This window comes from Streptomyces sp. NPDC001108 (assembly GCF_053598535.1).
This window is the reverse complement of the sequence record NZ_JBSFKL010000006.1, coordinates 374,783-389,160: the sequence shown is the minus strand read 5'-3', so window position 1 is coordinate 389,160 and position 14,378 is coordinate 374,783. Positions and strand designations below refer to the sequence as shown.

The following is a 14,378-nucleotide window of genomic DNA, read 5'->3' as shown; positions in this document are numbered from 1 at the left end:
TGCGTGGGGTAGACCTCGACGCGCGCGCGGACGGTCCCGCCGGCCGGCCCGTTCCGTGGCGGCCGACCTGTTCCGCGACGACTTCAACGGCCGCCCGGTGGCGGCCTGTCGGGCCGGGCGGGGTCAGGTCGCGGGGTGCGTCCAGGACGCGGCCAGCAGCGAGCGTTCCGCGGCGGCCAGATGCACGGCCGAGGCGAGCCAGGCCCGGGCGTAGGCGTCGGCGGAGGGGTCGGCCAGGCGGCCGAAGGGGTCGCGGGGGCGGCGGCCCGCCTCCGCCGTCAGGGCCCGCGCGAGATGGGCCGCCCGGCCGAGCCCCGCCCGGGTCAGGCGGGCGGAGAGCGAGGCGGCGTCCGGCCCCCGGCCCGCCTCGGCCACGGCGCGCCGGCCGCCCGCGACACCCGTCTCCAGCAGGCGCCGGACCCGCCACAGCGGTGCCAGGGCCAGCGGGTCGGGGCCCGCGGTGACCGGCCCGTCGGCCGTCCCTCCCGCCGGCCGGGCGGGGAAGTGCTCGCCCTGGAGCCGGTCGTAGCCCAGGTCGGCGCGGCCCTTCCACGCCTCCGGCAGGCGCAGGGTGGCCGACTCCCCCGGCACCGGCCCGACCGCCAGCGGCAGGAGCGTCGCCGCCCGGTCCAGGTCGGGGCGGCCGAGCACGCGCAGGGCGAGCCCGGGGTGCTGGGCGATCCGTCGCAGGTTGGCGGCGTGCGGCAGCTCCGGGTGGGGGTGGGCGGGGCGCAGCCGCAGCAGCGGTCCCCCGCCGGTGACGCGGACGACGACGCAGCCGTCGGCCGCGCCGATCACCTCCGTGTCGCAGCCCAGCAGCTCCGGTGCCGGGCCCCCGGGGCCGCCCGGGTCGGCGAGGACGGCGGCCATCGCCTCGCGCACCGGCCGGGCGAAGAGGGCGGCGGCCGGTTCCTCGGACCAGTCCACCCCGCGCAGCGGTGTCGCCCCGACCTTCCGTCCCGCGCCGAGCCGACCGTCCTCGGAGACGGTCGCGCCGACGATCCGCAGGCCGCCGCGGGCCAGGCCGGCGTGGTCGAGGACAGCGCCGCCGAGCGCCACGGACGCGGATCCCGCGCCCTTCGCGCGGGCGAGGCCGCCGGGGCGCACGTCGGACACCGTGTAGGGGGTGCCGTCCGGGTCGGCCAGGTGCGTGGTCACCCCGCCGTATCCCGTCGCGGAAAGCACCGGCTCGCGGCACAGGCCGTACACCCGCAGGGTGCCGCCCTGTCCGTAGACCCGGCGGGCGGGGCGCGCCGCGTCCGTTCCGGGGGTTCCGGAGGCGAGCAGGGCGGCGCCCGCCAGCAGCTCGCGGAAGGCTCCGGTGAGGTCGGCGAGGCGCTGTTCCCCGCTCCGGTCCCGTGCGGCTCTCAGGCCCCGTACGACGGTGAGTGCGGCCGCTTCGGCCCGGGGCAGGCCGGCCAGCCGGGCGGTGTGGGCGGCGCGGAGCAGTTCGGCCTGCACCACGGCGCCGCCCGCCGTGGCGCCTGCGGACAGGGCCTCGGCGGCGGCGTCCCACAGCGCCGTGGCGGCGCGGACCTGTGCCGCGTCGGGGGCGGCCGGGGCGGCCGCCCCGGCTCCGGTGGCGGGTGCGGCCTCCTGCGGGCCCGGTTGTGTGCCGGTGCCGGGGGGTGCGGGGTCGGTGGCGTCGTTGCCGTCGGCGAGGGGGGCCGCGCCCAGGACCGCGGCCCGGTGCAGGCAGCGGGGGGCCAGCAGGCAGGTGCACACGGCCTGTCCGGCTTCCGTGACGGTGCCGGACGGGCCGGGGCGCAGGGTGACCGCGGCGTCCTCGCCGAAGGGGACCTCGACCGCCCCGTCGGCCGTGGCCGAGGCCCGGCCGGCGCAGTCCGTGATCGCCGCGTCGAGTTTTCTGCGCAGACGCGGGCTGAGCTGTTCCACGGCGTCGGCGAGGACGTCGGGGGCGACGGGGGGCAGGGTGCGGGTGCTCAACGGGGTTCTCCACGGAGGCGGTCGCCCACCCAGCGGGCGAGTTCGAGCGGGCTGAGGGCGGCCACGGGCATTCCGGCCGCGACGAGTCGGCGCGCCACGGGCACCGAGTAGCGGGGGGTGCCGGTGTCGTCGAGTGCCGCGCAGCCCAGCAGGTGGGCGCCGCTGGAGGCCAGGGCGCGGACCTCGCCCAGCAGGTGGCCGAGGGGTGCGCCCTCCTCGAAGTCGCTGACCACGACGACGAGGGTGCGGCTGGGCACGGTGATCAGCGAGCGTGCGTGCGCGAGGCCGGCCGCGATGTGCGTGCCGCCGCCGACCCGGACCTCCAGGAGCAGGGACAGCGGGTCCTCGACCCGGTCGGTCAGGTCGATCACCTGGGTGGAGAAGGCCAGGAAGTGGGTGGACAGGGTGGGGACCCCGCCGAGGACGGCGGCGGTCAGCGCCGACCAGATCACCGATGCCTCCATCGAGCCGGAGACGTCGACGACGAGGACCAGGCGCCAGTCCGCCTCCTTGCTCGCCCGGGTGCTGAACAGCGGGCGTTCCGGTACGACGACGAGCCGGCCGTCCGGTGTCCGCCGGGTGTGGGCGAGGTTGGCGCGCAGGGTGCGGGCGAGGTCGAGGCGTCCGCCGGGGCGGCGGGTCGGGCGGGGGGTGGCCAGGCCGGTGAGGGCCGGGCGCAGGCGGGTGGCCAGCTGCCGGGACAGCTCGTCGACGAGCCGCTTCACCAGGGGGCGCAGCCGGGCGAGCTGGGCCTCGGGCATGCCTCCGGCCAGGGACAGTACCGAGCCGAGGAGTTCGACGGACGGGCGTACGGCTGCCGGGTCGAGCTGGGCGAGGACGTCGGTGCGTCCCGTGTCGGCGGCCTCGGCGAGGACTTCTTCGCGTACGTCGGTGCCGAAGAGGGCTTCCAGTTCCTGTGCCCACTCCCGGGCGGTGGGGAAGGAGGGGTCCTGGCCGCCGCCCTGGCCGGGGGCGGTGGCGCCGGGGTCGTGTGCGCCTTCGCCGCGGCCGCGGCCGTAGAGCTCGTCCAGGGCGTGGGCGTAGCGGCGGGCGTCGCCGGTGAGGTGTTCCTTGTGGCGGCCCAGGAGCAGGCGCCAGCGGTCGGTGCGGCCGAGGCGGCGGTCGGGGCCGTTCGGGGCGGTGTCCGGTGCGGGGCGGGGGGTGCCGGCCGGGTCCGGGTCCGGGTCCGGGTCCGGGTCGGGGTCGGTGTCGGGGTCGGGGTCGGGGTCGGGGTATGTGGGGGTGTCCGGGTGGGGCAGGCCGAGGGCCTTGAGGGCCGCCGATCCGGCGGCGTCGGCCGCCGCCCACAGGGCGAGCAGTTCGGGCGGGGCGTCGAGCGACAGGTCGAGCCGGTCGCCGAGCCGGTCCGTGACGGTGGTGAGCAGTCCGTCGCGGGCGGCGGGGGGCAGGGTGTCGAAGCCGCCGCGCAGGGCCGGGAGCCGGTCGAGGAAGTCCTGGTCGGTCAGGGTGTCGATCCGGTCCATGAGCGGGGTCAGGGCGTCCGGTGAGGTCTGGAGCAGCGGGCCGGCGGCGGTGAGCAGTCCGGTGAGGCGTTTCGTCAGGGCCCGGCGGGTGTCGGGGGCGGTGGCCTGGTCGATCCAGCCGGCCGTGCGTCCGCCCAGTCCGGTCGCGTCGTCCAGGTCGAGCAGGACGCGGACGGCCAGGGCCGCGCCCTGGACGAGCGGTGCGCCGCCGTCCGCGAGTTCGGCCAGGGCCTGGTCCAGTCGCAGGCCCAGGTGGCGGGTGGCCGCCCGGTCCGCGAGGGCGACCAGTGCGGCGGCGTCGGCCTCGCTGTCGCTTCCGGCGAGGCCGGGCAGGGAGCGGACCGCGGCTTCGAGGAGTTCCCCGGTGAGTGTGCCGGCCGTGGTGCGGGTGTGGTGCGGGGTGGCGGGGTAGTGGCCGCGTCGTAGTCCTTCCAGCAGGTCCAGGGCCTGGAGGAGTTCGGGCAGGTCGGCGTCGCGGGGCAGGACGGCGGTCGCCTCGTGCAGGCGTGCGTCGACCAGTGCGGGCAGGTCGCAGCGGGCGGCGGCGGTCAGTCCGGTGAGGATCTGGGCCGGGGTGGGTCCGCCTTCGGCGGCCTCGTGGCGGGCGGTCGCGGCGAGGGTGCCGGCGGCGGCCTGGGCCGCGGTGACTCCGCGTACGCCCGCGAGGTCGAGGCGTGCGGGTACGGAGGGGGTCCAGGCGGCACGCCATCGGGTGCCGAGTGCGGTGGCGTCGCCGGTGCCGGCCACGTCCAGGGGTTCGCCGTAGGAGGCGCCGATCACCAGCAGGCGTTGGAGGAGCGCTTCGCGGCGGGCGTCCAGCGGTGAGCGCAGCGGGTCCAGGCGCAGGTCGCGGGGGGCGGGGTCGTCGGGGCGGGGCAGGCGCAGTTGTGCGAGTTCGGCCTCGACGGAGGGGCCGAGGCCGGACCGGGGTGCGTGCGGGGTGATCCGGCCGCGGGTGGTGCCGACGAACACGGTCTCCAGCGCGCGGGCCAGGGCCCGGCCCCGGCCGAGGGGTTCGCCCTGTCCGAGGACGGTGGTGACGGCTTCCAGGAGTTCGCCGCGTCCGGGTGCGGGCAGGCCGCGCAGGGCGGCCAGGTCGCAGGCCAGGCGCAGGGTCTCGGCGGCCTCGCCGGTCCCCGCGGTGTGGCCGTTGCGGCGCAGCTCGCGGCAGAGGGCGGTCACCGCGTCGCCGGCGGCTTCCCGGATGCGTTGCGGGTCGCCGGCGGTGGTGAGCACCGCCTGCTGCCAGAGCGGGTCGCGGATTCCGGCCGGGTAGCCGGACCGGGAGTCGAGCAGGTCGAAGGAGTAGGGCACGAGGGAGGTCACCGCCGGGCCGTCGGACGCCGTGGTGGTCTCCTTCCCGGCCCCGGCCTCGGCCTCGGGCCGGTCCCGCGCGGTGTCCGGCCCGGCCCCGGTCTGTGCTCCGGTGCCCGCCCGTGCGGGGGTGAGGAGCGCGGGGGCGTGGAAGGCGCCGATCACGGCCGCCACCCGGCGCCCGTGGGCCGAGGCGGCGGCGATCACCTGCCGCATCCGTTCCTCCCGCGCCAGGTCGGCGGCGGGTACGGCGGCGTCGGCGCGCAGGGCCCAGCCCACGCCCAGTGCGGCGCGGCGCACCGCGTCCGGGGCGCACCCCGGGGCCAGTACCTCCACGGCGCGGTCCCACAGGTCGTCCCCGTCCCGGCCGGTGCCGGCGGCGGCGAGCGCCTCGGCGTAGGAGTGCCGTGTCCGTACCGTCCCGTCCTCGGAAACGGGGCCGGGGCCGGGGCCGGGTGTGTCCTTGGCGTCGGAGGGGGCGGCGGGGTGCGCGGTCCCGGTCCCGTCCGGTCCGGGGGCCGGTGCGGGTTCCTTCGCCGACCAGCCCGGGTCGGCGAGGGGCAGGTCGCAGCACACGACCTCCACTCCCCTGCCCGCGGCCCAGCGGATCGCGGCGAGTTCGGGCGAGAAGTCGGCGAACGGGTAGAACGAGAGCCGTCCTCCTTCGCCCGCGCCGGCCAGGGCGACCGGGGCGACGGTCCCGGGGTCGGCGAGGTGTTCGAGCCAGGGCCGGAAGTCGGCCGGCAGCTCGACGCAGACCACGTCGGGCCGTGCCTCGTCGAGCAGGGCGGGCACCACCGCGGCCAGGGCCGGGCTGTGGTGGCGCACGCCCAGCAGGTACGGGGTGCGCGACGCGGCCAGCGCTTCCACGGCCGCGCGGGGGTCCGGGGCGGTCAACGCAGGCTCCCGCGCAGGTCCCAGAGCCGGCGCCACATCGCCGAGCCGTTCTCCGCCCGGCGGCGCACCGGGCCGTCCCAGTAGCCCAGCAGCCGTGCGTGGTCGGCGGGGTCGTCCTTGCGGACCACGCCGAGCAGGTGTCCCGGCAGCAGGTCGAGTACGTCCCCGCCGGGCAGGTAGGCGGCCGCGACCCCGAGGGACGCCGCGACCTGGACGGCCTCGGCGGTGGACATGACCGTGCCGGGCCGCTCCACGTCCCAGCCCTCGGTGGAGCGGCCGGAGCGCAGGTCGCGGAAGACGGTGACGAGGGCGTCGAGGACGGCTTCGTCGACGGCGAAGGCCGCGCCCGCGCGCTGGACGGCGGCGACCGCCTGGCGGCGGATCAGGACCGCTTCGGCGTCGGCGTCGGCGATCGGGTCGACGGTCTCGAAGTTGAAGCGGCGCTTGAGCGCGGCCGACATCTCCGAGACGCCCCGGTCGCGGAGGTTGGCGGTGGCGATGACGGTGAAGCCGGGGGCGGCGCGGACGACCGCGTCCTCGGTGGCGGTCAGCTCGGGCACGCTCATCCGCCGGTCGGACAGGATGGAGACGAGGGCGTCCTGGACCTCGGGCAGGCAGCGGGTGATCTCCTCGACCCGCACGGCCCGTCCGGCCCGCATGGCGGCCAGGACCGGGGAGTCCACCAGGGCCTGCGGGGTGGGGCCCTGGGCGAGGAGCAGGGCGTAGTTCCAGCCATAGCGGAACGCGTCCTCGGTGGTGCCCGCGGTGCCCTGCACGGTCAGGGCGCTGGTGCCGCTGACGGCGGCGGCGAGGAGTTCCGACAGCATCGACTTGGCCGTGCCGGGTTCGCCGGTGAGCAGCAGTCCGCGTTCTCCGGCGAGGGTGACCACGCAGCGTTCGACCAGGGCGCGTTCGCCGACGAACTTCGGGGCGATCACCAGCTTCGTCGGGAGGCCGGTCCGGCGCCGGGGCAGGGTCAGTTCCGCGCCGTCGCTGCCGCAGACGAACGTGACGACCGCGCGGGGGGTGAGTGCCCAGCCGGGCGGGCGGGGGCCGGTGTCCTGGGCGGCGAGGAAGGCGAGTTCGGTGGCGTGGTGCTCCTCGGCCGGCCGGCCCTGCCGGGCGGGTGCGGTCTGTTCGGTGGCGGTCATGCGGGGTCCTTCGTCAGGGTTCGCGGGGTGCGTAGGGGGGCGGGGCGGCGCGGCGCGCCCGGGGTGCGGGGGCGCCGCGCCGTCCTGGTGGCGGGTGGCCCGGCTGCGGGGCCGTGGTGGTTCAGCGGCGGCGCCTGGTGCGCCGCACCTTCAGTTCCTCGAAGCGCGGGAGGTCGCCGTCGAGGATCCGCCGCCAGGCCCGGGTGAACAGCTCCGCGGCCGGTTCGAGCGGGACCAGGGCGCCCAGTGCGGGACGGCCGCCCGTGACGGTCCCGTACATCGGCAGTTTCCACTGCTCGACGGGCAGGACGGGTGCCGACTGCTCCGCCCAGGCGCCCGGCAGGAACAGGGAGCGTCCGGCCCGGGCCCGTACGGCCGTCACCACCAGGTCGGTCGCGGCGAGTTCGGTCCGGGCCGCCTTGAGGCGGGCCGGTTTCCATCCCGTCCATCGGGCGGTGTTGCGGTCCGTCGGGTCGGGCAGGGCCAGCAGCATCAGGTAGAGCGTCGCCGCGTCGGCGGTCAGTCCGTGTTTCCCGGCGGCCTCGGCGACGCGTTCGGGCACCGAACGGGACGGGTCCTGCGGCCACCACAGGCCCTCGTCGTCCGCCGTGCCGGCCGCGGGTGCGCCCGGGTCGGCCAGCAGCCGGGCGAACGCCGGGTCGTGGGCGCGGCGCAGGGCCGCCTCGGTCTGGGTCGGCTGCTGGTCGGCGCCGCGCAGGGCCGCCAGGTAGGGGTCGGATCCGGTGGGGTCCAGCAGGGCGGGGCGGACGGCCGGCTGGGGCTGGCCGTCCTGCGTGGCCATGAGCACCGCGCCGTACTGCTCGTGGTCGGGTGCGGTCCGGGTCGGGGCGCCGGCCACCTTCCGGAAGTCCGCGAGGCTGGTGAAGTGCCCGACGGAGAGCAGCAGTTCGGGGTATGCGAGCCGTTGCCGCACGGCGGTCAGGGCGCTGGGCAGTGCCGCCCTGACCGGGTCGCCGGCGGGCAGCCGGTGGGCGAGCCAGGCCGTCAGGCTCATGGCGCCGGCCAGGACCGACGAGGTGAACGGGGTGTCGGCGGGGGTGGCCGGTGCCGGGCGGTCGCCCTCGATGTGCCACGGCACGTCGGTGGAGAGTTCCGGGGAGGACTCCGGTTCCAGCAGGGCCGGGAGGGCCCGGTGCACGGGCCAGCCGCCGCGGGTGGCGCGGGCGGCCTCCGCGGTCAGCCAGTCGGGCACCTGGCGGCGGCGTCCCACCTTCGCGTTCCACACGGCGGCGGCCGCCGCCACGTCGGGGCCCTCGGTCCACAGGTGTGCCGGGGTGTCGGGCAGGAGCGCCGCGAGGAGCGCGCGGCGCACCTCGGCCGGCAGTGCGCGCAGTTCGTCGCGGGCGTGTCCGGCCTCGGCCACCTTCAGGCCGAGGGTCCTGCGCAGTTCGGCGGGCAGGAAGTTGTTCTCCCAGCTGTCGATGGCGGGCATGCCCGCGAGGAGGATCCGGGCCAGGGCCCGGGAGGCGCCGGTGAGTTCGCTGAACTCGTCGGCGGCCCGGGGCGAGAAGGGCGCGGCCTGGCGGGTCCGGGCCTCTTCGAGGAAGCGGGTCAGCCAGTCGGCGGCGCGGGTCCGGTCGCCGACCCGGGTCTCGCCGCTGCCGGTGTAGGGGCCGGGGACCTCGAAGCGGCCGCTCGGGTCGTGGAACAGCGCGCTGAACTCCCGGCCGCCGTCGATCTCGGTGTTGTGCTCGGTGAAGCCGAGCGCGGCGCCGCCGCCCAGGGGCAGCACGCTGCGGTGGGCGGCGCTGCGCCGCTGGCCGTCCGGTGTGTGCAGGTGGGGGGTGGTCAGGCGGACCGTGACCCGGCGCCAGTGGGTGGCCGAGGCCGTCGAGGCCAGTCCCAGCGCGTCCACCCGGCCCAGGATGTCGAGGAGGGCCGCCCGGTGTTCCGGGTCGGCGCCGGGTGCGACGGCCCGGTAGGCGAGGGCGGCCGGCTCGTCCAGGAGCGGGACGAACGGCAGTGACGAGTACGGCAGTGACGGGAGGTCGAAGTGGAGCCGGCCCGGCGGGACCGTGGCGGCGGTGTCGGCGCGCACGGACGCCAGGTCCTCCAGGTAGCGGTGGGTCACGTCGGAGTCGGCGCCGTAGTTGTAGTAGGAGCGCTCGGTGTCGGTGATGCCGTTCAGTGCCTTGGCGAGCGTCTGGTCGCTGGGCCCCTGGATCCGGTCCTCGGCGGGCCGGTCGGCGGGGTCGAGCCGTGCGGCCACGGCGTCCAGCGTCTTCTGCTGCTGTATCGCGAAGCGCAGCACCTTCACCACTCCGGCGACCAGTTCGGGTGCCGAGAGGCGGGGCAGTGCGGTGCGTACCAGTCCGGGCAGGTCCGTCGCCCGTTCGGCGAGCGCGGCCGCCTTCAGCAGGGCCCCGGCCGTCTCCGTGTCGGTGCCCCGCAGCGCGGCCGATCCCTGCGGGTCGCGGGCGCGCAGCATGTGCAGGTACGGCAGGGGCGGCAGGGCCTGGGCGGCGGTCCCGTACAGGTTGTTGTGGTGTTCGCAGTGGGCGGTCGCCGTGACCAGGCCGTCCGGGTCGTGGAGCGACAGTTCGCGCCACTGCCGGGTCAGGGCCCGGGGCCGGTCGTCGCCGGGGAACGTGAGGGCGCCGTCCGGCCGTCCGTTGTCCTTGGGGAGGGTGACGGTCCGTCCGGTGGTGTCCTCGCCGTGGTGGGTGCCGTCGGGCAGCTGTACGACGCGCCAGCCGAGGAGTCCGTCCGCGGACGTCCCCTGGGCCGATCCGGCCACCGCCGGGGCGGGGCGCAGTCGGCAGGACCGGGCCGTCAGCTCGGTTCCGGGAGGATGCGGCAGCAGGGCGTCGGCGAGGAAGCCGGGCTGGGAGCGCCGGCCGTACGTGCCGCTCGCGGGGTCGTGTTCGAGCCAGCCGCCCGGTTCGTCCCCGTCCCTGTCCTGCCAGACCCAGTACGAGGTGCCGTCGGACAGCAGCGCGCGTTCGGCGGGCAGTTTCGTGTCGCCGGTGTGGAGGACTCCCCCGCCGGTGGCCCGGCCGCCGGTGGGCAGTGGCAGGCTGAGGTGGTCCGAGCGCATGGCCCAGGAGTCGAGGCCCGGGAGCGTGAACACCGTGTCGGGTGCGGTGTGCCAGTAGCCCTGCGGTTCGCCGCGGCCGTAGGTGCTCCAGAACACCAGCAGCGCGCCGTCCACGTAGTGGAAGCCCGTGCGCCACACGGAGGTGGGGGGTGTCCGCAGGTCGTGGACGAGGACGGTGGAGTCGGCGTCGATGACGCGTGCCTGGGTGGCGTTGGCCACGATCAGGTACGGCCATGCCTCGGCGACCGTGAGGCCCTCGGTGCTGTGGTGTCCGGGTGCCAGGTGTTCCAGGGCCTCTTCCCACGCCGGCCAGCGCAGTTCCTCCCACAGGCCGCCGCGCAGGGTGCGTGCCACGGCTTCGCCGAGGTCGGCGCCGGCCGCGGCCGCGACCTCCCGCGGTGCGAGGGTGAGGGCCTCGGCGGGCAGCCACGAGAGGCGTTCGATCGTCTGCGGCAGTCCGGGCAGTGCGGCCGTCACCGAGGAGGCGGCCACCTCGCGCATCCATTCGGTGAGCATCGGGCGGCCGCCCGGGGAGGCGGCCAGCCGCCGCATCACGTCGGCGCCGGAGGAGGCGTTGGTGTAGCCGTCGGCCGCGCGCCGGAAGGCGGGCCGGAAGCGTGGGTCGGCCTCCAGTGCGGTCAGGTCCCGGGGGTTGTCGCCGCGTGCCCAGTCCGTCAGGTTCAGGGCGTTGTCGCCGCGGTGGCGGAGGTGCTTCCTCTCGGGGTCGGCGACCTGGATCCCCAGGGAGAGCAGGAGGTCCAGCAGGTCCACGTCCTCGACGCCGATCCGCAGGAACCGCTCGTTGTCGGGGCGTGCGGCCAGGTCGGTGCGCAGCCGGCCGGCCGCCCGCTCGACCAGGGCGAGCAGGGCGGGGAGTGCCGGGCGCGGGCCCCAGCCCCGGTGGCGGGCGGCGTGGAAGCGTTCCAGCCAGCCGGCCGCGCCGTCGGAGCACTGCTCCTGCTGCGGCAGGCCGGCGTCGGTGAGGCCGGCGTCGGCCCCGGAGTCCGCGAGGATCCCCAGCCACAGCTCGGCCGTCTCCCCGTCGTCCCCGGGCGGGGTCATCGACAGCAGTGTGCCCCGTACGGACGGCACGCGGCGGGCCAGGGCGACCAGTGCGCCGCGGTGCGACTTCCACCAGCCGGCGGGGGCCCGCAGGGTGGCCGGGAGCGGGAGGAGTTCGGCGAGGTGGTCCTGTTCCGCCTCGCTGCCGGAGAGGGACGCGGCGCGGGCGAGGCGCTTGAGTTCGGTCGCGGTCTGGGCGGAGGGGGCGAGGCCGCCGGCGGTGCGGCGGACGCACAGCCGGCGGAACCGCTCGTACGCCTCGGCGGGGGTGAGCCGGGCCGAGAGGTCCTTGCCGTAGCCGGTCAGGACCTTTACCGGCAGTGCGCCGGCCAGGGCGAACTCCAGGAACACGGCGTCGAGCCGGTTCTCGTCGACCGTCAGTCCGTGCTGGGCCTCGGCCGTGCGGGCGCGGCCGAAGAGCTGGCCGGCGTAGGTGCTGTTCTCGACGCCGAGGAAGATCCGCGCGGCCTGCTCGTAGAAGAGGGGCAGGAAGTGCGGGACGGACTGGGCGAGCCGTCCGGCCAGTTCGTGGCAGGCGTCCAGGGCGGCCTTGGGTTTGGTCCTGGCCTGCCGGGCCAGCCGGTCCAGCTCCGGTACGACGGCCAGGGCGTGGTGCCCGTCCTCGGGGTGGTGGACCAGGACCCATTCGGGGAAGCCGAGTTCCCGGCGCGGGCCGAGGCCGACCACGGTGGGGGCGGTGTGCGGTTCGAGTCCGAGGAAGCTCGCGGCGAGGTCCTCGGCGGGGCCCAGTTCGGCCGCGGCCAGCCGGACGACGACGCGGTCGTCGCCGAGGACCGGGTGGTGGTAGGTCCGTGCGGTCAGCTCGACCGCGAAGGGGCCCGCGTCCGGTGTGCCGGCCGGGAGGACCGCGCCCGCCGCGAGGAGTTCCCGATTGTTGTTCCCAGTCGTCGCGGTCATGCGCCCTCACCCTTCTCGATCGTGCGGCCGGCGTAGAGCGCAGCGGCCATGCGCATCCCCTCGGACCAGGCGACCGGTCCGACCTCGGTCAGCCGCACCGCGCGGCCGTCCCCGTCGTGCCAGCTCAGTGCGCCGGTCTCCGACTCCCCGTCCCAGTACGGCTCGCCGATCCACACCGATGCCTCCGTGCCGGCGCCCCGGTCGCGCACCTTGCAGGTGGCGTAGCCGCCGGAGACGCGGTAGCCGAGGCTGGTGGCGCGTGCGGCGAGGCCGAACCGCGAGGCGAACTTCCCGCCGGCGTAGTCCCGTACCTCCGTCGCCGTCGCCGGGTGTGCGGTGTCCGGTCCGTCCGGCCGGGTCCAGGTCGCCCGGTGGATCTGCTCCACCTTCTGGGTGATGCCGAGGTCGGCGGCGAAGTCCCGTACGTCGTCCAGGTCCGGCAGGAGGACGGGGTGGGGAAGCGTCACCGTGCGCGGGGACAGCCGTACGGTCTCGCCGTCGAGGTCGACGACCTTGAGCTCCCCGTCCGCGGTGACGTCCCGCAGGAAGCCGGCCTCGTCCGGGTCGTCGCCGACGACGGCCATGTCGCGCAGCGCCGCCCGCCACGCCTCGTCCGGCCACACCCGTACGATCAGTTCGGTCGGGACCGGGAGCGAGGAGACCATCCAGGCGTCCACCTGGGCCACGCACGCGGCGGCGTGCCGGTCCAGCCATTCGGCCAGCTGCTTCAGCCGGTCGGTTTCGGGACTGTCGCGCAGTGCCTTCGGCACCGTCTTCAACTGCCGTCCCCCGGCGCGCCGTGCGACCACGCGCCCTTCCTCCAGGGTGATCTCGTACCCCTCACCCGCTGCCAGCCACGCCATCAGTTGTGCCCCTCCGCCTGTCCATCCGATGCCGGCGCAGCCGGAACCAGGGACTGCGAGGAGTCCCTGGGCTGCGATATGTGGGGGAGACTAGCGAGGGCCTCTGACAACGCGGTTCACGGCGGGGTGCGGGTGCCGTGCTCCGGCGGGGGCGTCGCGCCGGCGGGGTGGCGTCGTCCCCGTCGGCGGCGCGGACACCCGCCTCCGGGGGCGGTCACTCCCCGCTTCTTGTCCCTCACCCTTGGTGGCATGATCGGGCGGGTGGATTACCAACGCTGCGTCGACATCCTCGCGAAGATGCATGAGAACCCCCACGGTCTTCCCCGGCCGGTGCGGCAGGCGAACGTCCCCAGGCTGCTGGAGGCATTGGGCCGTCCCGAGCGGGAGTTGCGCGGGATGCTGGTGGTCGGTACGAACGGCAAGGGGTCGACCTGCGCGTTCGCGGTGTCGGCGGTAACCGCGGCCGGGGCACGGGTCGGCAGTATGCCGAGCCCGCATCTGCAGGAGCCCCGGGAGCGGATCCGGATCGACGGGGTTCCCGTCACCCGGGCCGAGTACACCGCGGCGTTCGCCGAGGTGTGGCACGCGATCGAGCGGCACGGTCTGCCCGTCCTGAGCCAGGGCGTCTTCACGGCGACCGCGGCCGTGCACTTCCGGCGGGCCGGTGTCGGCCTGGCGGTGGCCGAGGCGAGCATCGGGGGAAGCAGGGCCGCGGCCGCGGAACTCGGCCTGGACGTGAAGGTCCTCACCGGCGTCGGACTCGACCACACCCGGCTGCTCGGCGGTTCCCTGGCAGAGATCACCCGGGCCAAGATCGAAGCCGTGCGCGACGGCGACCACGTGGTTCTCGGACGGCTGGCCCCCGAGGCGGCCTCCAGCGCACAACAGGTGCTCAGGACACGGACGGGACTGTCCGTGTGGCGGATGGACCACGAGATCCGCTACACCGCCCGTACCGTCGGCCGCGGTCCGGCGACGCTGGTGGACGTCACCACTCCGCGCGCGGTGCACCGCGATCTGCCCTGCCCCCTGCCCGGCGCGCACCAGCACCACAACCTCGCGGTCGCCATCGCCGCGGTGGACGCGCTGGCCGAACGCGGCCACATCCGCGATCCGGACGCCGAACGGCTCCGTCCCCGGCTGGCGGCCACCCGCTGGCCCGGCCGCCTCGAACTCGTCCCGCACGCCCGGCTGGACGACTGGACCGGCCGGGTCCTGCTGGAGGGCGCCACCAACCCGCAGGGCGTGCGGACCGTCGCCCCCGAGATCCTGGACCGGGCCCGCACAGGCGGGTATCCGGGCCCGCCCGTGCTGGTCTTCGCGGCGATGGACGACAAGGACGTGGCCGGGATGCTCGCCCCGCTCCCGGCGGACTGGCCCCTGGTCCTCACCCGCACCGGCTCGCACCAGGCCGCGGCCCCCGCCGCCCTGCACGGCCGGCTCTCCCCCGGCCGCCGGGGGCCGTGCCTGACGGCCAGGGACGCCCCCTCGGCGCTGCGCCGGGCCGCCGGCCTCGCCGGGCCCGGCGGCCTGATCGTCGTGTTCGGCTCGCTGCGCCTGGTCGGGGAGGCACGTACCGCGCTCGCCCTGCCGCCCGGCTGAGGGGACGCCGCTCGCGCCGCGGCCCGCGCCGGGCCCTGAGAACCGCCGCCGTCCGGTCCCCGCCGCGGCCCGCGTCCTCCCC

6 protein-coding genes are annotated in these 14,378 nt (G+C 76.6%); 1 reads left to right on the top strand and 5 read right to left on the bottom strand.

Annotation, left to right across the window (positions count from 1 at the left end; all coding sequences use genetic code 11):
• Positions 1 to 123 precede the first annotated feature (123 nt).
• From ACWC97_RS17060 to ACWC97_RS17040, 5 genes are all read right to left on the bottom strand, one after another.
• Positions 124 to 1,947 (bottom strand): hypothetical protein, encoded by a 1,824-nt coding sequence (locus ACWC97_RS17060; RefSeq protein WP_450650050.1) that lies wholly within the window; start codon positions 1,945 to 1,947, stop codon positions 124 to 126.
• Positions 1,944 to 5,642 (bottom strand): vWA domain-containing protein, encoded by a 3,699-nt coding sequence (locus ACWC97_RS17055; RefSeq protein WP_450650048.1) that lies wholly within the window; start codon positions 5,640 to 5,642, stop codon positions 1,944 to 1,946. The genes ACWC97_RS17060 and ACWC97_RS17055 overlap by 4 nt, the downstream gene beginning before the upstream one ends.
• A complete protein-coding gene (locus ACWC97_RS17050) occupies positions 5,639 to 6,793 on the bottom strand; it encodes an ATP-binding protein (protein WP_450650046.1) in 1,155 nt (384 codons plus the stop codon). The genes ACWC97_RS17055 and ACWC97_RS17050 overlap by 4 nt, the downstream gene beginning before the upstream one ends.
• 121 nt (positions 6,794 to 6,914) lie before the next feature.
• Positions 6,915 to 11,831 (bottom strand): DNA-binding protein, encoded by a 4,917-nt coding sequence (locus ACWC97_RS17045; protein ID WP_450650044.1) that lies wholly within the window; start codon positions 11,829 to 11,831, stop codon positions 6,915 to 6,917.
• On the bottom strand, positions 11,828 to 12,694 hold the full coding sequence (locus ACWC97_RS17040) for a DUF4132 domain-containing protein (RefSeq protein ID WP_352280173.1): 867 nt from the start codon (positions 12,692 to 12,694) through the stop codon (positions 11,828 to 11,830). Before ACWC97_RS17040 ends, ACWC97_RS17045 begins: the two co-directional genes overlap by 4 nt.
• 297 nt (positions 12,695 to 12,991) lie before the next feature.
• Here ACWC97_RS17040 and ACWC97_RS17035 point away from each other — a divergent pair, with 297 nt between their 5' ends.
• Positions 12,992 to 14,296 (top strand): bifunctional folylpolyglutamate synthase/dihydrofolate synthase, encoded by a 1,305-nt coding sequence (locus ACWC97_RS17035; RefSeq protein WP_450650042.1) that lies wholly within the window; start codon positions 12,992 to 12,994, stop codon positions 14,294 to 14,296.
• The last annotated feature ends 82 nt before the right edge of the window (positions 14,297 to 14,378 follow it).